Raw genomic sequence first — 18014 nt, 5'->3', positions numbered from 1 at the left:
TCTATACCTTCCAGCAAGACGGGTTCAAAAAGCGCTCTTCATCAATTGCAAATTCACGGCAATCAAAGGGGAGCTGTACAGACGCTGCAGTAATCACTTCATCTAGCTGCGCCCGGTTATTCACACCCACAACCACCCTGTCGATTTCTTCACAGGCATTCAGGAAGCCCAGACATCCGGCAAGGTTGGAAACCCCGGCACGGGCGCATGCCTCCGACCACGCAAGCAAACCGGTGCGGATGGGGTCAAAGAAGGCCGGTATCTTGTCCTTCTCCATAACCAGTAATCCCTGCAGCAATGCGGAACGGACATGCACCTCAATGCCTCTGGACTTCAGTCCGGACAGCGTCCCGTCGAGGAGCAAACGCTGATCCAGAACATTGGCCGGAACCTGAACAATCTCGATGGGGAAACGACGCACTGCCTCATCAAGCTCGTGACGACCGTAAGCCGACAAGCCGATTTTGCCGATGCGGCCTTCGGCCTTCAGCGCTTCCAGCTCCCGCCAGCAGGCTGCTCCGTTGTCACCAAGCAAGTCGCTGGAACGGTGGAACATAACCGCCTCTAGGCGATCAACACCGAGAATTTCCAGGGATTCCCGCACTGACGCCCGAACCTTGCCGGCCTCGCCGCCAATTGGCGGCACCTTGCTGATCAGGCGGAAAGGCGGCAATGACGGCAACAGCCGGCCGAGAACCGCCTCGGATTCGCCATAAGCCCTTGCGGTATCAAGAGTATCAATCCCGCCCTGAGCCGCACGTGCCAGAATGGCCGCAACCTCATCAGGCTGAGTTTGCCCGTCCTGGTTTGAGACACCATAAGGGAGTCCGAACTGCACCGTCCCCAACGCCAGCTTCATGACAAGGCCTGTTTCAGCGCATTCACCACCGTATCCTGCTGCTGCTCCGTCATCTTGGGGAACATGGGCAAGGAAATGGCGCGCGCGTAATAGGCTTCACTGAGGGGATACTGACCGGCCGTAAAACCCAGACGCTTGTAATACGGTTGCAGATGCACGGGAATGTAATGCACATTCACACCGACTCCGGCTGCTCGCAGGCTTTCAAACACTTCCCGGCGGGACTTGCCTGTCTTGTCCTGATCCAGCTGGATGACGTACAGGTGCAAGGCCGAGTAACGGTCGGACACGCGCACAGGAGCAATCACCGGCAAATCACGCAACAGCTGATCATAACGATCGGCAAGCACTTGCCGGCGGGCAACCCACGCATCCAGATGCTTCATCTGCGACACGCCCAGCGCAGCCTGCATATCTGTCATGCGGTAGTTGTACCCCAGCGCCTGCTGCTCGTAATACCACGGACCATGTGATTCCTCCTCCATCAAGGAAGCTTCACGGGTAATGCCGTGCGAACGCAACAACGCCATGCTTCGGGCAAGATCCGCATTTTGTGTCAGCGCCATACCGCCTTCCGCCGTAGTGATGATTTTCACCGGATGAAAGCTGAAAACCGTGATATCACTGTATGCGCAAGAGCCAATGACTGTATCGCGGTAGCGTCCGCCAATGGCGTGTGAGGCATCCTCAATGACGGCAAAACCGTACTGGAAGGACAACTCACGGATTGACGCCATATCACAGGATTGCCCGGTCATATGAACCGGTATAACCACTTTCGGCAGCTTGCCCGCCGCTTTTGCAACATCCAGCTTTTCCTTCAGCGCCTTGGGGCACAGATTGAATGTAGCCGGGTCTATATCAACAAAATCAATTTCTGCCCCACAATACAAGGCACAATTCGCTGACGCAACAAAGGTGATCGGGCTGGTCCATACCAGATCACCCCGACCAACACCCAGCGCCAGACAGGCAATATGCAAGGCTGACGTTGCGCTATTGACTGCAAGCGCATGCGCGACTCCGCAGTGAGAGGCCACTGCAGCTTCGAAAGCAGGCACCTTCGGACCCTGCGTCAGGAAGTCGGAGCGCAAAACCTCCACAACCGCAGCAATATCATCATCCTGGATGTCCTGGCGGCCGTAGGGAATCATGACATGGCCGCCTTGTTGAAGCTGACGATTTCATCCACGGTCAGAAAATGCGGATTGGTGCCCGAGTTGTACTCGCAGCCCATCTTGACCGGCTCGCCCTTCTCACCCAGATTGTTCAGGGAGAAACTATTGCCGCGACTGGTAAAGGTAATGGTCGGACACAGCACAAAGTGGTCATGGAATTCGAGGGTCAAGTGGGAGTCATCCGCCGGACACATGATTTCATGCAGCTTCTCCCCTGGACGGATACCCACGATTTCCTGTTCAACACCCGGAGCAATGGCGGAGGCCAGATCGGTAATGCGCACGGAGGGAATTTTCGGCACAAAAATTTCGCCGCCATGCATCCGTTCGAAATTCTTCAGTACGAAATCAACGCCCTCCTGCAGGGAAATCCAGAAACGGGTCATGTCCGCATGGGTAATGGGCAGCTTCTGAGCCTTTTCAGCCAGCAGCTTTTCGAAGAAAGGAACGACGGAGCCGCGCGAGCCAACCACGTTGCCGTAACGGACCACGCTGAACAGCGTGCGCTTGCTACCGGCCATGTTGTTGGCGGCAACAAACAGCTTGTCGGAAGCCAGCTTGGTGGCACCATATAGGTTGATCGGGTTGGCTGCCTTGTCGGTGGACAGGGCAATCACCTTCTCGACGTTATTCTCCAAAGCCGCCTTGATGACATTTTCAGCGCCATGAATATTGGTCTTGATGCACTCCATCGGATTGTACTCAGCCGCCGGAACCTGCTTCAGGGCCGCAGCATGAATAACAAAATCAACACCTTCCATAGCCATTCTGAGGCGCTCACCGTCACGCACATCTCCGATGAAATAACGCAGGTTCTTGGCATTGAACTCTTGCTGCATCTCGTACTGCTTCAGCTCATCCCTGGAAAAAATAATGATCTTCTTGGGGCTGTAGCGTGAGAGCAACGTCTTCACATACTTCTTGCCAAAGGAACCTGTACCGCCCGTAATCAGAATCGTCTTGCCATCAAACATACCCACTTCCTCGCAGTCCCGAAAACAGCAACTTCCTGACATTTCATGCTTATCTGCCGTCAGTTGCATCAACCCACATCATCAAGCCGGCATCAGACATGCCGACAACAAAACACTGCATCTATGCAATGCGAAAAAAAGACCCGAACAGCGCCAATACCAATACTTACCGGAATTCACCGCCGACAACAGGCATAGCCCCTTACAAGCGCCAAACCGAAAAACCGGCATCCTCAAGAGACTTTCGAGCAAATACGGACTTGACATCCATAAACGGTATTTCCTTGCCGGCAATACCCGCCAAAACAGTCAAGTCAATATCCCTGACCTGGTGATGAGCCACCGCCGCCACAACGGCATCCAACCGCTCCAGGGACCGCCAGTCACCCAGCATTTCAAGGCCGTACTCTTCTCTTGCCTCATGCGCATCAGCAACCGGATCCCAGACAACCACATTGACGCCGAAATCCCTCAACTCACGCACTATATCCATGACCCGGGTATTCCGTATGTCGGAGCAATTTTCCTTGAACGTCAAGCCCAGAACCAAGACCACCGCCCCCGGTGCAACCCCGCCGGCCAGCACCATGCGGCGAATCGTCTGCTGAGCAATATATGAACCCATGCGATCATTGATTCGACGGCTTGACAGAATTATTTCAGGGTTATAGCCGAGCGTCTCGACCTTATGCGTTAGATAATAGGGATCAACGCCTATACAGTGACCACCGACCAAACCAGGACGAAAAGGAAGAAAATTCCACTTTGTGCCCGCAGCCTCAAGAACCTCAAGCGTATCAACGCCCATCAGATTAAAAATGACGGCCAGCTCATTCATTAAAGCAATATTCACATCGCGCTGGGTGTTTTCAATCACTTTTGCCGCTTCAGCAATACGAATGCTTGAAGCCCTGTAAACACCCGCCTCAACAATCAACTCATAAACCGCAGCAACAGCATCAAGCACCTCAGGGGTTTCGCCGGACACTATTTTTGTTATCGTTTCAAGCCGATGAACCTTGTCACCGGGCACGATCCGCTCCGGGGAATACCCCAACCAAAAGTCCACCCCACGCCTCATACCTGAAATTCGCTCCAGCAACGGACCGCAAACCTCATCAGTGACGCCGGGATAGACCGTGGACTCGTAAATAACGATGCAGCCCCGCTTAAGCACAGGCGCAATGGCTTCGGTCGCACGGATGACAGGAGTAAGATCCGGCTGCTTGGCGTTATCAATTGGCGTTGGCACCGCAACAATCAGGAAGTCCGCAGAAGACAGATCCGAAGGGTTGCTGGTGAATTGAATATTCGAAGCTTCACGAAACGAGGAAGCATCCATCTCACCGCTGGGGTCACGCCCCTCACGGTAAGCCCGCAGCTTAAGCTCGTTGATGTCAAAACCGATGGTGCTCACCTTCTTGCCAAACGCCAATGCAAGCGGAAGGCCGACGTAACCAAGCCCCACGACAGCAATGGTTTTTTTATTGACAGTGCTCGCGTTCATGCAGAGGAAACATCCATTGACTAGTGACAGGCTCTCGAAACACACGCCTAATATATCATGCACAGTCAGCCATGTCAGGCTCACGGACGACGCAAAAACAAGCGAAAAACCAACAAAATATTTCCAACAACAACAACAACGCAGCAAACTGCTGTTTCAAAAATGAATTTTCAGAACAGTCAGCCATTTGCCATTGTCCGGCCAAAGGCCATTCCCAGCACAAGATCCGTCAAGCCTTCAATAGTCAACCCCCCCCCAAAGCGATACCAGGTAGCCGTCCAGGCTATTGCTCCGCGCAAAAGCGAACGACGCACAGATACCGACGCTATCCAGTCCTCATCCTGACTTACAGCCATCAACGCCTTTAGCCACAGCCGCTCATATTCCTGCCGAAGCACCTCAAGTTCATCCTTGTGCTCCCGCGAAACTGACTCCCATTCGAATACCAGCACAGTCATCGCATCACGCGTAATACCATTGATGGCATTCAACTCCGACATGATGACTACACGTAACTCTTCCTCGGGCGAAGCAAGGCCCTCCACCGCAGCCCTCAGAACCACTGTGTTGTAAACGATGATTTCACGCATCACCACGAACAGAATCTCTTCCTTGCTGCGAAAGTGATGGAACAGGCTGCCGGACTGGATGCCGACCAAGGCTGCGATCTCACGCACCGTGGTGCCGGAGTAGCCCTGGACACGGAACAAATGCGCCGCTGCCCTCAAGACGCGGCCGCGCGGAGTGTCATCCAGATTTCCGAAACTGGGGATTTTATCGAGCGATTTGACCTGGCGGGCTTTGACAAACATGGTGGCTTTTTACCTGGTTCATGATTGAAAACAGAAACTTCTTACTGTTGTCCCATTATGACCGAGAAGACCCTCTTGCACAAGCAAGCACTTGCTTGGTATGGTATGCCCACTTTGATGACCGCCATCTGACAGGATCTGTTCCATGACCAGCAAACCCTCCATCCGCATCGGCTGCGCCTCAGGCTTCTGGGGCGACACCAACACCGCCGCCTTCCAACTGGTCCGCCAAACCCAGATCGACTATCTGGTTTTCGACTACTTGGCTGAAATCACCATGTCGATCATGGCTGGCGCCCGGATGAAGAATCCGGATGCCGGTTACGCCACTGACTTTGTCACCCAGGTCATGGCGCGCCTGCTGCCGGAAATCGCCGAGAAGAAGATCAAGGTGATCAGCAACGCCGGGGGTGTCAATCCCCTCGCCTGCCGCGATGCACTGGTGAAACTGATCAATGACGCCGGGTTGAACCTGAAGGTAGCCGTGGTGCTGGGTGACGATCTGGTGCCGCAGCAGCAGGCTTACCGCGACGCCGATACCCGTGAAATGTTTTCCGGCGAAGGCATGCCGCCGATGCTGGTGAGCATGAACGCGTATCTGGGCGGCGTGCCGGTGCGTGATGCGCTGGCTCAAGGTGCGGATATCGTGATCACCGGCCGCGTGGTTGATTCTGCTGTAGTGCTGGGGCCGTTGCTGCACGAGTTCGGCTGGTCTCTGGACGACTACGACAAGCTGGCGCAAGGCTCGCTGGCCGGTCACATCATCGAGTGCGGCGCGCAGTGCACTGGCGGCAACTTCACCGACTGGGAAAGTGTGCCCGGTTACGAAAACATGGGCTTCCCGGTGGCGGAATGCTTCGCGGACGGTTCCTTCATTATCAGCAAGCCCGAAAAGACCGGCGGTCTGGTCAGTCGCGCTACCGTAGCTGAACAGCTGATCTATGAAATCGGTGATCCGCAGGCCTACTTCCTGCCGGACGTGACCTGCGACTTCTCCACTGCCAAGGTTGAGCAGGTTGGGGAAAATCTGGTGAAGGTCTCCGGCGCTAAGGGCCTGCCGCCGACCGACACCTATAAAGTCTCCGCCACCTACCCCGAAGGATTCCGCCTGATCGCCAGCTTCGTGATCATTGGCATCGATGCCGTCCGCAAGGGGGAGCGCGTTGCCAATGCCATCTTCACCAAGGTCAACAAGGTGCTGGAGAAGCGCGGCGCACCGGCGCTGGTTTCCCCCTATGTCGAAATGATCGGCACCGAACGGTCCTATGGAGCCAACGCCAATCCGACCATGCGCCAGTCGCGTGAAGTGACGGTGCGCATGGTGGCCCGTTATCCGGTAAAGGAAGGCTTGATGTTCCTCGGCAGCGAAATCGCCCAGGCGTCGACCGGCATGGCTCCCGGCCTGGCCGGGATCATGGGTGGTCGGCCGAAGCCCTCGCCTGTAGTACGGCTCTTCTCCTGCGTCGTGGCCAAGGCCGGGGTGCCGGTAAGCCTGGATATCAATGGTGAGCGCATCCCGGTGGAAATTCCCGCCCAAGGCGGCTTTGTCGCCCCGACCCGTCATCCGGTGGGCCCGGTTGCAGACAACAGCGCCGTCACCCACACCGTCCCGTTGATCCGTCTGGCTTGGGGCCGCAGTGGCGACAAGGGCGATTCGTCCAACATCGGCGTCATCGCCCGCAAGCCGGAATACCTGCCGTGGATTCGCGCCAGCCTGACCGAAGCTGCATTGCGCGAATACTGCGCTCACTGGCTGGATACCGAAAAGAGTGTCGTCAACATCTATGAACTGCCGGGACTGGATGCATTGAACATCCTGCTAACCAACGCCTTGGGCGGCGGTGGCATCGCCAGCCTGCGCATTGATCCGCAAGGCAAGGCACACGCCCAGCAACTGCTCGACATGCCGGTGAAGATTCCGGCCGACCTGCTCTGATTTAAGGACCGATGAACATGATGCAATACAACTCCCTCTTCAAGCCAGACGCCTTTGCCGACAAGGTGATCATTGTCAGCGGCGGCGGCTCCGGCATTGGCCGCTGCACCGCCCATGAATTGGCGGCGCTGGGCGCGCAAGTCATCATCACCGGTCGTAACGCCGAAAAACTGGCCAAGGTGGAAGACGAAATCATTCAGGACGGCGGTTTGATCCGCTCAATGGTCTGCGATATCCGCAATGAAGAACAGGTAAAGGACACCATCGCCACTGTGCTGAAGGATTACGGACGCATCGACGGCCTGGTTAACAATGCCGGGGGCCAATTCCCCTCGCCGTTGGCCAATATATCCACCAACGGCTTTGATGCCGTCATTCGCAACAACCTGCATGGCACCTTCCTGATGATGCGGGAAGCCTACAACCAGTGGATGTCCCAGCACGGCGGCAGCATCGTCAACATGACCGCCGACATGTGGGGCGGCATGCCGAACATGGGGCATTCCGGCGCTGCGCGCGCCGGGGTGGATAACCTGACCAAGACTGCCGCTGTCGAGTGGGCGGTCAGCGGCGTGCGCGTCAATGCCGTAGCACCGGGCTGGGTCATGTCTTCCGGCATGGATACCTACAAGGGGGACTTCGCCAAGTTCGTGATTCCCACCCTGTCCAACAACGTGCCGTTGAAACGCATGGGCACCGAGTCCGAAGTGTCCAGCGTCATCTGCTTCCTGTTGTCGGAAGGGGCTGCCTATGTTTCCGGCGTCACCATCCGCATTGACGGGGCATCGACGCTGGGCACCCGCATCTACCCGCTGGCCGACCACAAGAACTCCGAGCCGTACAACGGTTTCCATCGCGCCTTCATTCCCGACATCTTCAAAAAGGATGAGTGATCATGCCGATCATTGAACTGGAACATGACCGTAACAGCGCCGACTTCCAGGCGAACCAGACGGCAATGCTGGAACAGATCGAGGCAGTGAACGCCATCAAGCAGAAAGTGCTGGAACGGTCGATGCAGGAAAAGCCGAAGTTCACCAAGCGCGGCAAGATGTTGCCACACGAACGGGTTCAGCACCTGCTCGACGCCGGTTCGCCCTTTGTCGAATTGTGCGGTCTGGCCGGTTACATGATGCATGACGACAAGGACGGCACCGAGGCCGGCGGAAATATGATTTCCGGTATCGGCTTGGTCAACGGCGTGCGTTGCCTGGTTAGCGCCAGCAATTCCGCCATCAAGGGCGGCACCATTTCACCCAGTGGCCTGCGCAAGACGCTGCGTTTGCAACAGATTGCGCAACAGAACAAATTGCCGGTAGTCAGCCTGTCCGAGAGCGGCGGCGCGAACCTGAACCATGCGGCGGAAATCTTCGTGGAAGGCGCTCGCACTTTTGCCAATCAGGCGCGGATGTCTGCGCTGGGCCTGCCGCAAGTGACCGTGGTGCATGGCAACGCTACCGCTGGTGGCGCTTATCAGCCCGGCCTGTCCGATTACATGATCGTAGTGCGCGGCAAAACTGAAATGTTCCTCGCCGGACCTCCCCTGCTGAAAGCAGCGACGGGTGAAGTGGCATCCGAGGAAGACCTCGGCGGCGCGGCGATGCACGCGCAGGTGGCTGGCACGGCAGAGTATCTGGCGGAAAACGACGCCGACGGCATCCGTCAGGCGCGCGACATCGTCGGCATGCTCGGCTGGGACAAGCCGACAGCTGACCAGGCTTTCCCGGAACCCCGTTATCCGGCCGACGACATCCTCGGGCTGATTCCCTGCGACTTACGCAAGCCTTATGACGTGCGCAGCGTCATCGCCTGTCTGGTCGACGACTCTGATTTCCTCGATTTCAAGACTGAATTCGACAACCAGACCGTCTGCGGCTGGGCCAAAGTAGGCGGCGTCACCATCGGCATCATCGGCAATAACGGCCCGATTACCCCGCAAGGTGCAGCCAAAGCCTCGCAATTCATCCAGCTGTGCGACCAGACCAACCGCCCACTGCTGTTCCTGCACAACACCACCGGCTTCATGGTCGGCACCGAATCGGAACAGAACGGCGTGATCAAACATGGCTCGAAGATGATCCAGGCCGTGGCGAATGCCCGTGTGCCGAAGCTGTCGATCGTCATCGGCGGCAGCTACGGCGCGGGTAACTACGCCATGTGCGGGCGCGGGCTCGATCCGCACTTCATCTTCTCCTGGCCGAACTCGAAAACCGCCGTCATGGGCGGCGCGCAGGCGGGCAAGGTGCTGCGCATTGTGACTGAAGCCAAGCAGGCAAAGATGGGCATTACCCCCGATCCGAACGTGCTCGACTTTCTGGAGAAGAGCACGGCGGCGAAGCTGGAAGGACAATCCACAGCACTGTTCAATACCGCCAGCCTGTTTGATGACGGCATCATTGATCCGCGCGACACCCGCAAGTTGCTGGTCTTCCTGCTGCAAACCATCCGCGAAGCCGCGCAGCGCGAACTGAAATCCAATACCTATGGCGTGGCCCGCTTCTAAGCGGCCAGTCGAACACACGAACACTCAGAGGACACCACCATGAAGCTGACTCCTGAACACGACGCCCTCCGCCGCACCGCCCGCCAGTTCGTTGAAAAGGAACTGAACCCCAACATTGACGCTTGGGAAGAAGAAGGCATTTTCCCCGCCCATGAAGTCTTCAAGAAGATGGGCGACCTCGGTCTGCTAGGCATCTGCAAGCCGGAAGAGAACGGTGGCTTGGGACTGGATTACTCCTACAACATGGTCGTGGTGGAAGAACTGGGCCGCATCGCCTGCGGCGGCGTGCCGATGGCGATCGGCGTGCAGACTGACATGGCGACGCCCGCCCTCGCCCGCTTCGGCTCCAAGGAACTGCGTGATGAGTTCCTGACGCCTGCCATTGCTGGTGACTATGTCGCCTCGATCGCCGTTTCCGAGCCCCATGCCGGTTCCGATGTCGCCGCGATCAAGACCACCGCCCGCAAGGACGGCGATGACTACGTCATTTCCGGCACCAAGATGTGGATCACCAATTCCACCCAGTCCGATTTCCTCTGCCTGCTGGCCAACACCAGCGACGGCAAGCCGCACCTGAACAAGTCGCTGATCGTGGTGCCGACCAAGAGCAAGGGCATTTCCTTCTCCAAGAAGCTGAACAAGCTGGGCATGCGTTCCTCTGACACCGCACAGATCTTCCTCGACGAAGTGCGCGTGCCGCAGCGTTATGTGATCGGCGCGGAAGGCATGGGCTTCACCATGCAGATGATGCAGTTCCAGGAAGAGCGCATGTACGGCGCCGCCAATGCCCTCGGCGGCATGGAAGCCTGCATCGAACAGACCATTGAATACTGCCGTACCCGCACCACCTTCGGCCAGCCGCTGATCGACAACCAGGCCATCCATTTCCGCATGGCCGAACTGCAGACCGAAGTGGAACTGTTGCGCGCCCTGGTGTGGAAAGCTTGTGAAGCCCACATCGGAGGCGGCGATCCGATGGAAGTGACCCGTCTGGCCTCGATGGCGAAGCTGAAGGCCGGCCGCCTGATGCGCGAAGTGACGGACTCCTGCCTGCAATACTGGGGTGGCCAGGGCTTCATGTGGGATAACCCCGTCGCCCGTGCTTACCGTGACGGTCGCCTGATCTCCATCGGCGGCGGTGCGGATGAAATCATGCTCGGCATCATCTGCAAGCTGATGAACATCCTGCCCGGCAAGAAGAAGGCCTGATCCTTAGGGGCGCAGTGCCTGCGTCCTTTACGCCCAAACACGCATTCTGTCCGGCGGAGAGGACGCACGCAGTGCGCCCCTACGATGGATGGAAAGAACCGTAGATATCCGGAGGCCTCCATGGACCTGCCCGTCACCGAAACCCTGCTGCTCAGCCTCGACAAGGGCGTACTTCATCTCACCCTGAACCGCCCGGAGAGCCGGAATTCCATGAGCCTGCAGATGGTTCAGGAACTGCAAGGCGTGTTTGCCTGGGCGACCGCCAACGCTGTCCGCGCTGTCGTGCTGCGCGGCGCAGGTGGCCACTTCTGCGCGGGCGGCGACGTTCGCGACATGATGACCATCCGCCAGAAAGCCGCTGAAGACGCCCGCGCCTACCAGAATTTCAACCGCGTGTTTGGCGAATTGCTGACGCAAGTGACTAACGCGCCGCTGGTTGTCATCGCTGTGGTCGAAGGCGCGGCGCTGGGCGGGGGCTTCGGCCTGACCTGCATCAGCGATGTGGCCATTGCCCGCGCCGATGCCCAGTTCGGCATGCCGGAAACCCGTCTCGGCATCATTCCCGCCCAGATTGCGCCCTTCGTGGTGCAGCGCATCGGCCTGACCCAGGCCCGCCGCCTCGCCCTGCTCGGCCTGCGCATTAACGGCGCACAAGCGGCGCAAATCGGGCTGGTGCATGAAGTCTGCGCCGATGCCGACGCGCTGGAAGCCGCGCTGCAACGCACCCTGGCCGACATCAACCAGTGCGCCCCCGACGCCAATCGCGTCACCAAGGCGCTGCTGCTCAAGGTCGGCCACCAGCCGCTGGAAAGCCTGCTGGATGACGCAGCCGATGCCTTTGCCGCTGCCATCCAGAGTGCTGAAGGCATGGAGGGCGGGATGGCTTTCATCCAGAAACGTCCAGCGAATTGGGTTAATTGACCTACATTGAGAAAGGAACGGATTATGTCCTTCACCAAAGTCCTGATTGCCAACCGTGGCGAGATTGCCTGCCGGGTGATCCGCACCGCTAAACAACTCGGTTACCGCACCGTTGCCGTGTACTCGGATGCCGACGCCAACGCCCCGCACACCCGCCTGGCGGACGAAGCGGTGCATATCGGCCCGTCCACCGTCTCGGCCTCGTACCTGAACCCGCAAGCCATCCTCGACGCCTGCGCCCGCAGCGGTGCGGATGCCGTGCATCCCGGCTACGGTTTCATGTCGGAAAATGAGGATTTCGCCACTGCCTGCGCGGAAAAAGGCGTCGTCTTCATCGGCCCGCCGCCCAAGGCCATTTATGACATGGGCAGCAAGCGCAACGCCAAGATCATGATGATCAAGGCCGGGGTGCCCTGTGTGCCCGGCTATGAAGGCGAAAACCAGGACGAGGAATATCTGGCCGCCGAAGCGGCTGAAATCGGCATGCCGGTCATGATCAAGGCATCCGCCGGTGGCGGCGGGCGCGGCATGCGCTGCGTCACCCATGAAGACGAACTGCTGGCCGCCATCCGCACCGCCCGTTCGGAAGCCTTGAACGCTTTTGGCAGCGGCGAGTTGATTCTGGAAAAGGCCGTCATCAATCCGCGTCATGTCGAGTTCCAGATTTTTGCGGACCAGCACGGCAACTGTCTGTATCTGGGTGAACGAGACTGCTCCATCCAGCGCCGTCACCAGAAAGTGGTGGAAGAAGCGCCCTGTCCCGTCATGACGCCGGAACTGCGTCAGCGCATGGGTGAAGCCGCCGTCGCCGCAGCCAAGGCTGTCAATTACGTTGGCGCGGGCACGGTCGAGTTCCTGCTGGATGCCAGCGGCGAGTTCTATTTCCTGGAAATGAACACCCGCCTGCAGGTGGAGCACCCGGTCACTGAACTGATTACCGGCCTCGATCTGGTCGCTTGGCAGTTGAAAATTGCTGCCGGTGAAAAGCTGCCGATCACGCAGGATCAGGTCCAGCTTAACGGCCACGCCATTGAAGTGCGTCTGTATGCCGAAGATCCGTCGCACAATTACTTGCCGCAGACCGGCCCGATCCTGTCCTGGCAACCGGCCACCGGCACACAGGTGCGGATAGATGACGGCGTGTGCACCGGCGGCGAAGTCAGCCCCTTCTACGACCCGATGATCGCCAAGGTCATTGCCTGGGGCAGCACCCGTACCGAAGCCGCCCGTGTGCTGGCCCGCGCCGTTGAAGACAGCGTGCTGCTCGGGCTCAACAACAACAAGTCTTATCTATCGCAATTGCTGCGTCATACGGCGTTCATTGCCGGGGATACCCACACCGGCTTTCTTGCCCAGCATGACGCCGACCTGACGACGGTCCGGCCTTATGTCGCCACCCCGTTCGACTTCGCCCTCGCCGGGCTGTTGACCGGTCTGCAAAGCACTCCGTCGCAGCGGCTGCAAACCGCCTTCCTGCCCGGCAAGGTGATGCATCTGGCGATTGGAGAACAGAAGCAAATCGTTCAGGTTAGCGCCCCGGTTCATGGCGATGTCTGGCAAATCATGGTCGGTGAAACCGGCTTTGCCATCAACATCCTCGAAACTGTCGGCACCCGGTTGTGCTATGCCGTCGATGGCCATCGCCGTGGACTCGACTATGTGTATTCGGATGGCTCGGTCTATTTCGATGCCGGAAACGGCCAGCTGATTGCCCGTGACGACACACACGCACCGCCCAAGGCTGCCAACGCGGCCAGCCAGAATCAGATCAATGCTCCGATGGACGGCCTGCTGGTCAAGGTTTTTGCCGAAGTCGGCAACACCGTCACTGTCGGTCAGACCCTGATGCTGCTGGAGGCCATGAAGATTGAGCACCCGCTGAAAGCCCCGTGCAGCGGCGTGGTGCAGGAAATCCATGTCAGCGAGAAGATGCAGTTGAAAAAGCGGCAGGTGATGCTGGTCATCGCCCCTGCTGACTAACGAATGTAGGTCGGGCTTCAGCCCGACAACCCCCTTATTTAACGGCATCGTGTCGGGCTGAAGCCCGACCTACATACCCCTGAAGGAGATTCACCATGTCCCTGAAGAACCAGACCGTCTTCATCACCGGCGCCAGCCGCGGCATCGGTCGCGCCATCGCCCTGCGCTGCGCCCGTGACGGCGCCAATGTCGTTATTGCTGCCAAGTCAGAAGAGCCGCATCCCAAGCTGGGCGGCAGCATCCACACGGTCGCCGCCGAAGTGGAAACCGCCGGTGGCAAGGCCTTGGCCATTGCCCTCGATGTGCGCGACGAAGCCTCGGTTCGTGATGCGCTGGCCAAAGCCGCCGAACACTTTGGCGGTATCGACATCCTGATCAACAATGCCGGGGCGCTGTCGTTGTCCAATGTCGAAAACACACCTTTGAAAAAGTACGACCTGATCCAGTCGATCAACTCCCGTGCCGTTTTCATGTGCAGCCAAGCCGCATTGCCTTACCTGAAGAAATCGTCGAACGGCCACATCCTCAGCCTGTCGCCCCCCATCAACCTCAATCCGAAATGGCTGACGGTATTTGCCCCCTACACCCTCTCGAAATACGGCATGACCCTGTTGTCGATTGGCATGGCGGAAGAATTCCGCAGCTACAACATCGCCGTCAACACGCTGTGGCCGGAAACCTATATCGCCACTGCTGCTGTTACCAACAACATCGCCAACGATGAAGCCGTGGATGTCTGCCGCAAGCCAGAGATCATGGCTGACGCCGCCTGGACCATCCTCACCAGCCGTCGCACCGGACAGAATGAAATTGACGAGGCCGTTCTGCGCGCTGCCGGCGTGACCGATTTCACCCCTTATGCCTGCAATCCGGCCACCATGGATCGCCTGCAAAAGGATTTCTTCCTGGACTGACCGCCCCATTTTACTGGGATTTCCGGACACGCCCTACCCCCAAGTCTTGCGAAGACTGGCTTCAGCGGGTAAGGTAGGGCGCAACTTACAGGACAGACAATTCCCACGGACTGTTCATCACTTCCGTTTCCATCGCAAACCCTGCTTTTGCGTCAGAGGATGCCACCCACATGAGCAAGCAAGACCTCATTACCATCAAAGACATCGCCCGAAAACTCCCCGAAGTTGTCCGGAAACTGCCCAAGATGGCGTATGGTCTGGCGCTGGGCTCCAGCACCAACCCCACCAAAGCCGGCGGCCTTGGCTGGGCCATCGAAAAGGCCACCAAGGCGAATCCCTATGGTTCTGCTGTCCTCTACAAGGACACCAACCTGAACTACCTGCAGTTCAACCAATGGGCCAATCGTGTCGCGCACTACTTTCTGGCCCAAGGCCTTAAAAAAGGCGATGTGGTCGCCGTGTTTATCGAAAACCGCCCCGAATTACTGGCCGTAACCACTGGTTTGGCCAAGATCGGCGTGATATCCGCCATGGTCAACACCTCCCAGACCGGCAAGGTGCTGACGCACAGCATTAACCTGGTGAAGCCGAAAATGGCCATCATCGGCTCCGAACTAGTGGAGTCTTTTTCCGAAGTTCGCGCTGACCTCAACATCCCGACTGACCGGGTGTACTGGTTGGCCGATCAGGACACCCTGAAGGATGTCGGCGAAGCTCCGGACAGCTTCCGCAACCTGGCCATTGAATTGCAGAGCGCTCCCAGCTATAACCCGCCGACCACGAACAACGTTTATTACAGTGACGGTCTCTACTACATTTATACCTCCGGCACCACCGGTATGCCCAAGGCCGCCATTTTCAGCCACGGCCGCTGGATGAAGGCTTACGGCGTCTTCGGCTCCGTCATGGATTTGAAGAAAAACGACATCATGTATTGCACCCTCCCCCTCTATCACGCCACTGGCATGGTGGTTTGCTGGGGCGCGGCCATCTACGGCGCCAGTGGTTTTGCTATCCGCCGCAAGTTCTCCGCTCGCGAGTTCTGGGAAGATGTGCGGAAATTCAACGCGTCCGCCATTGGTTATGTCGGTGAATTGTGCCGCTATCTGATGGAAGTTCCCGTCAAGGCTGAAGACCGCGCCCACCGCGTCACGAAGATGGTCGGCAACGGCATGCGTCCCAATATCTGGGGCCCGTTCAAGCAGCGCTTCGGTGTCGACGAAGTTTATGAGCTGTACGCCTCTTCCGAAGGCAATATCGGCTTCAACAATATTTTCAACTTCGACAACACTGTCGGCTTCTCCCCCCTGCCCTACGCCATCGTCAAGTACGACAAGGAAAACGAGAAGCCGGTGCGTGACGCTGACGGCTACATGATCAAAGCCGCTATTGGCGAGCCTGGTCTGCTGGTCGGCAAAATTACTGAACGTACCCCGTTCGACGGCTATACCGATGCTGCCAAGAACGAAGCCTGCATCTTGCACGATGTGTTCGAAAAAGGTGACCGTTACTTTAATACCGGTGATCTGGTGCGCAATATCGGTTTCCGCCATGCGCAATTCGTGGACCGCTTGGGTGACACCTTCCGCTGGAAGGGTGAAAACGTTTCCACGACCGAAGTGGAAAACCTGGTCTGCTCTTATCCGTCCATTGCCGAAGCGGTGGTTTACGGGGTGGAAATCCCGAACACCAACGGTCGCGCCGGCATGGCGGCGATTACTCCTCACGAAGGCATCGACATTGATTATGCCCACTTGCTGGAGCACTTGCGGAGAGAGATGCCGCCCTACGCCGTTCCCGTCTTCTTGCGTCAGCAACAGAAGATGGAAACCACCGGTACCTTCAAGTATCAGAAGAACAATCTGAAGAAAGAAGGTTTTGATCCGCATCAGTCGCACAAGGAACCGCTATATGTGTGGCTGCCGGGTACTGACAGCTATCAGTTGCTGACCCCGGAAATCTGGGAAAACATCAGCAACAGCGCTTATCGTTTCTAAGCTATTCGGCATAAAAAGGGCTGACTTGCTTCAGCCCTTTTTATGCCTGAATTTTCACCATGAACCGCATTGCCTGTTACAAAAACCTTGCACATCCATTGAAAATCCGTAGAATATGCCACCTCAGCGGCACAGCCTGCTGATGTTCAAGATTGGGTCGGTAGCTCAGTCGGTAGAGCAGCGGACTTTTAATCCGTTGGTCCCGGGTTCGAATCCCGGCCGACCCACCACTTGAATCAATGACTTACTAAAGTCGCCCTCCGCATAATTAATGTCTTCCAACTTCGTGTAAGCAGCCCGTAGCCCCTCTCTTCACAAACGCCCACGTTCATTATAGCTATCCGTGTTCTCTTTCAGGATACATACTGCCTCAGATACAAGGTCTAGTGATACCGGTAATTAAGGCATAGGCTAACGCCATCACTCCCTCATTGGCAGAACACAATGTCCGCCCCCACACCTGCCCTCTTCATTGGTCACGGCTCTCCTGAAAACGCCATTCGGGATAATCCGTTCACTCAAAGCCTGCAAGCCCTTGGCAAGCGCATTACCCGACCCAAAGCGGCATTGGTCATATCGGCACACTGGTTGACCCGGGGGATCACCTTTACCGCTTCTCCGCACCCGGAACAGGTCTTCGATTTCTCTGGGTTTCCGCAGGCCTTGCATCAAGTTCACTACCGCCCCTACACCTCTCCAGCCCTGATCCAAAGGCTTCAGCAAATGAATCTGCCTGCCTTGGCTGATCCTGCGCAGGGCTTTGATCATGGTGTGTGGACCGTCCTTAAACATCTGTGGCCCGACGCTGACGTCCCCTTGGTGCAACTTAGCCTTGATATCACCCGGGATCGGCTGGGTCATCTGGCGCTGGGAGCACGCTTGCAGGCGCTGCGGGCAGAGGGCTATATGATCATTGCCAGTGGTAACATTGTACATAACCTGAGGGAATTGGACTGGAGCCAACCATCCGGCGGCCAGGACTGGGCGAAACGCTACGATCTGGTGATCAAGCAGGCGTTGGAAAGCAAGGACAATACCCTTCTGCTGCAACCACGTGCCGAACAAAACCAGGACAGCCGCTTGTCAGTTCCGACAGAGGACCACTACTGGCCGCTGCTGTACGTGGCGGGCACCCGTATGCCGACGGACCAGCTGGAATGGGTATACGAGGGTTACGAGTATGGCGGTATTTCCTTACGCAGTTTTATGCTGCATTGAGGCCGC

At 57.5% G+C, this 18014-nt stretch carries 14 protein-coding genes and 1 tRNA gene; 10 read left to right on the top strand and 5 right to left on the bottom strand.

What is annotated here, in order from left to right:
* Position 1: 1 nt before the first annotated feature.
* The 5 genes from Q7T36_RS06890 to Q7T36_RS06870 all read right to left on the bottom strand — a co-directional run bounded on the left by Q7T36_RS06890 (position 2) and on the right by Q7T36_RS06870 (position 5330).
* Positions 2 to 859: an aldo/keto reductase gene (locus tag Q7T36_RS06890; protein WP_304845623.1), complete on the bottom strand. Its 858-nt coding sequence runs from the start codon at positions 857 to 859 to the stop codon at positions 2 to 4.
* Positions 856 to 2013, bottom strand: a complete 1158-nt coding sequence (pseC, locus tag Q7T36_RS06885) for a UDP-4-amino-4,6-dideoxy-N-acetyl-beta-L-altrosamine transaminase (RefSeq protein ID WP_304845620.1) — start codon at positions 2011 to 2013, stop codon at positions 856 to 858. The genes Q7T36_RS06890 and pseC overlap by 4 nt, the downstream gene beginning before the upstream one ends.
* Positions 2010 to 3011 carry a UDP-N-acetylglucosamine 4,6-dehydratase (inverting) gene (pseB, locus tag Q7T36_RS06880; protein ID WP_304845617.1) on the bottom strand — a complete coding sequence of 334 codons (1002 nt, stop codon included), beginning with the start codon at positions 3009 to 3011 and terminating at the stop codon, positions 2010 to 2012. The genes pseC and pseB overlap by 4 nt, the downstream gene beginning before the upstream one ends.
* Positions 3012 to 3213: 202 nt before the next feature.
* On the bottom strand, positions 3214 to 4518 hold the full coding sequence (locus tag Q7T36_RS06875; RefSeq protein ID WP_304845614.1) for a nucleotide sugar dehydrogenase: 1305 nt from the start codon (positions 4516 to 4518) through the stop codon (positions 3214 to 3216).
* A gap of 179 nt (positions 4519 to 4697) precedes the next feature.
* Positions 4698 to 5330 (bottom strand): TetR/AcrR family transcriptional regulator, encoded by a 633-nt coding sequence (locus Q7T36_RS06870; protein ID WP_304845611.1) that lies wholly within the window; start codon positions 5328 to 5330, stop codon positions 4698 to 4700.
* 145 nt (positions 5331 to 5475) lie between these two features.
* Here Q7T36_RS06870 and Q7T36_RS06865 point away from each other — a divergent pair, with 145 nt between their 5' ends.
* The 10 genes from Q7T36_RS06865 (at position 5476) to ygiD (ending at position 18008) form a co-directional block, all read left to right on the top strand.
* Complete coding sequence (locus tag Q7T36_RS06865) at positions 5476 to 7266, top strand: acyclic terpene utilization AtuA family protein (RefSeq protein ID WP_304845608.1); 1791 nt, start codon at positions 5476 to 5478, stop codon at positions 7264 to 7266.
* Between the two features lie 20 nt (positions 7267 to 7286).
* Positions 7287 to 8159 (top strand): SDR family oxidoreductase, encoded by an 873-nt coding sequence (locus Q7T36_RS06860; RefSeq protein WP_304846577.1) that lies wholly within the window; start codon positions 7287 to 7289, stop codon positions 8157 to 8159.
* 2 nt (positions 8160 to 8161) lie between these two features.
* Positions 8162 to 9769 (top strand): acyl-CoA carboxylase subunit beta, encoded by a 1608-nt coding sequence (locus Q7T36_RS06855; RefSeq protein ID WP_304845605.1) that lies wholly within the window; start codon positions 8162 to 8164, stop codon positions 9767 to 9769.
* A 39-nt stretch (positions 9770 to 9808) separates the two neighbouring features.
* A complete protein-coding gene (locus Q7T36_RS06850) occupies positions 9809 to 10978 on the top strand; it encodes an acyl-CoA dehydrogenase family protein (protein WP_304845602.1) in 1170 nt (389 codons plus the stop codon).
* A gap of 120 nt (positions 10979 to 11098) precedes the next feature.
* Complete coding sequence (locus Q7T36_RS06845) at positions 11099 to 11899, top strand: enoyl-CoA hydratase/isomerase family protein (RefSeq protein ID WP_304845599.1); 801 nt, start codon at positions 11099 to 11101, stop codon at positions 11897 to 11899.
* Positions 11900 to 11923: 24 nt separating this feature from the next.
* Complete coding sequence (locus tag Q7T36_RS06840) at positions 11924 to 13879, top strand: acetyl/propionyl/methylcrotonyl-CoA carboxylase subunit alpha (protein ID WP_304845596.1); 1956 nt, start codon at positions 11924 to 11926, stop codon at positions 13877 to 13879.
* 95 nt (positions 13880 to 13974) lie between these two features.
* On the top strand, positions 13975 to 14793 hold the full coding sequence (locus Q7T36_RS06835) for an NAD(P)-dependent oxidoreductase (RefSeq protein ID WP_304845593.1): 819 nt from the start codon (positions 13975 to 13977) through the stop codon (positions 14791 to 14793).
* 170 nt (positions 14794 to 14963) lie between these two features.
* Positions 14964 to 16790, top strand: a complete 1827-nt coding sequence (locus Q7T36_RS06830; RefSeq protein ID WP_304845590.1) for a long-chain-acyl-CoA synthetase — start codon at positions 14964 to 14966, stop codon at positions 16788 to 16790.
* A 154-nt stretch (positions 16791 to 16944) separates the two neighbouring features.
* Positions 16945 to 17020 (top strand) — tRNA-Lys (locus Q7T36_RS06825).
* Positions 17021 to 17234: 214 nt separating this feature from the next.
* Positions 17235 to 18008: a 4,5-DOPA dioxygenase extradiol gene (gene ygiD / locus Q7T36_RS06820; protein WP_304845587.1), complete on the top strand. Its 774-nt coding sequence runs from the start codon at positions 17235 to 17237 to the stop codon at positions 18006 to 18008.
* Positions 18009 to 18014: the final 6 nt, after the last annotated feature.

The sequence above is a fragment of the Fluviicoccus sp. genome (genome assembly GCF_030646115.1).
Lineage (GTDB): Bacteria > Pseudomonadota > Gammaproteobacteria > Pseudomonadales > Moraxellaceae > Fluviicoccus.
Note: the sequence above shows the minus strand (reverse complement) of the source record. Positions and strands in the feature narration are given on the sequence as shown.

What these genes read in the sequence shown, in the direction of transcription:
- Q7T36_RS06840 (WP_304845596.1), top strand. Translation starts at nt 11,924, where the DNA reads ATGTCCTTCACCAAAGTCCTGATTGCCAACCGTGGCGAGATTGCCTGC.
- Q7T36_RS06855 (WP_304845605.1), top strand. Translation starts at nt 8,162, where the DNA reads ATGCCGATCATTGAACTGGAACATGACCGTAACAGCGCCGACTTCCAG.
- ygiD (WP_304845587.1), top strand. Translation starts at nt 17,235, where the DNA reads ATGTCCGCCCCCACACCTGCCCTCTTCATTGGTCACGGCTCTCCTGAA.
- Q7T36_RS06875 (WP_304845614.1), bottom strand. Translation starts at nt 4,518, where the DNA reads ATGAACGCGAGCACTGTCAATAAAAAAACCATTGCTGTCGTGGGGCTT.
- pseC (WP_304845620.1), bottom strand. Translation starts at nt 2,013, where the DNA reads ATGATTCCCTACGGCCGCCAGGACATCCAGGATGATGATATTGCTGCG.
- Q7T36_RS06850 (WP_304845602.1), top strand. Translation starts at nt 9,809, where the DNA reads ATGAAGCTGACTCCTGAACACGACGCCCTCCGCCGCACCGCCCGCCAG.
- Q7T36_RS06890 (WP_304845623.1), bottom strand. Translation starts at nt 859, where the DNA reads ATGAAGCTGGCGTTGGGGACGGTGCAGTTCGGACTCCCTTATGGTGTC.
- Q7T36_RS06870 (WP_304845611.1), bottom strand. Translation starts at nt 5,330, where the DNA reads ATGTTTGTCAAAGCCCGCCAGGTCAAATCGCTCGATAAAATCCCCAGT.
- Q7T36_RS06860 (WP_304846577.1), top strand. Translation starts at nt 7,287, where the DNA reads ATGCAATACAACTCCCTCTTCAAGCCAGACGCCTTTGCCGACAAGGTG.
- Q7T36_RS06830 (WP_304845590.1), top strand. Translation starts at nt 14,964, where the DNA reads ATGAGCAAGCAAGACCTCATTACCATCAAAGACATCGCCCGAAAACTC.
- Q7T36_RS06835 (WP_304845593.1), top strand. Translation starts at nt 13,975, where the DNA reads ATGTCCCTGAAGAACCAGACCGTCTTCATCACCGGCGCCAGCCGCGGC.
- pseB (WP_304845617.1), bottom strand. Translation starts at nt 3,011, where the DNA reads ATGTTTGATGGCAAGACGATTCTGATTACGGGCGGTACAGGTTCCTTT.
- Q7T36_RS06865 (WP_304845608.1), top strand. Translation starts at nt 5,476, where the DNA reads ATGACCAGCAAACCCTCCATCCGCATCGGCTGCGCCTCAGGCTTCTGG.
- Q7T36_RS06845 (WP_304845599.1), top strand. Translation starts at nt 11,099, where the DNA reads ATGGACCTGCCCGTCACCGAAACCCTGCTGCTCAGCCTCGACAAGGGC.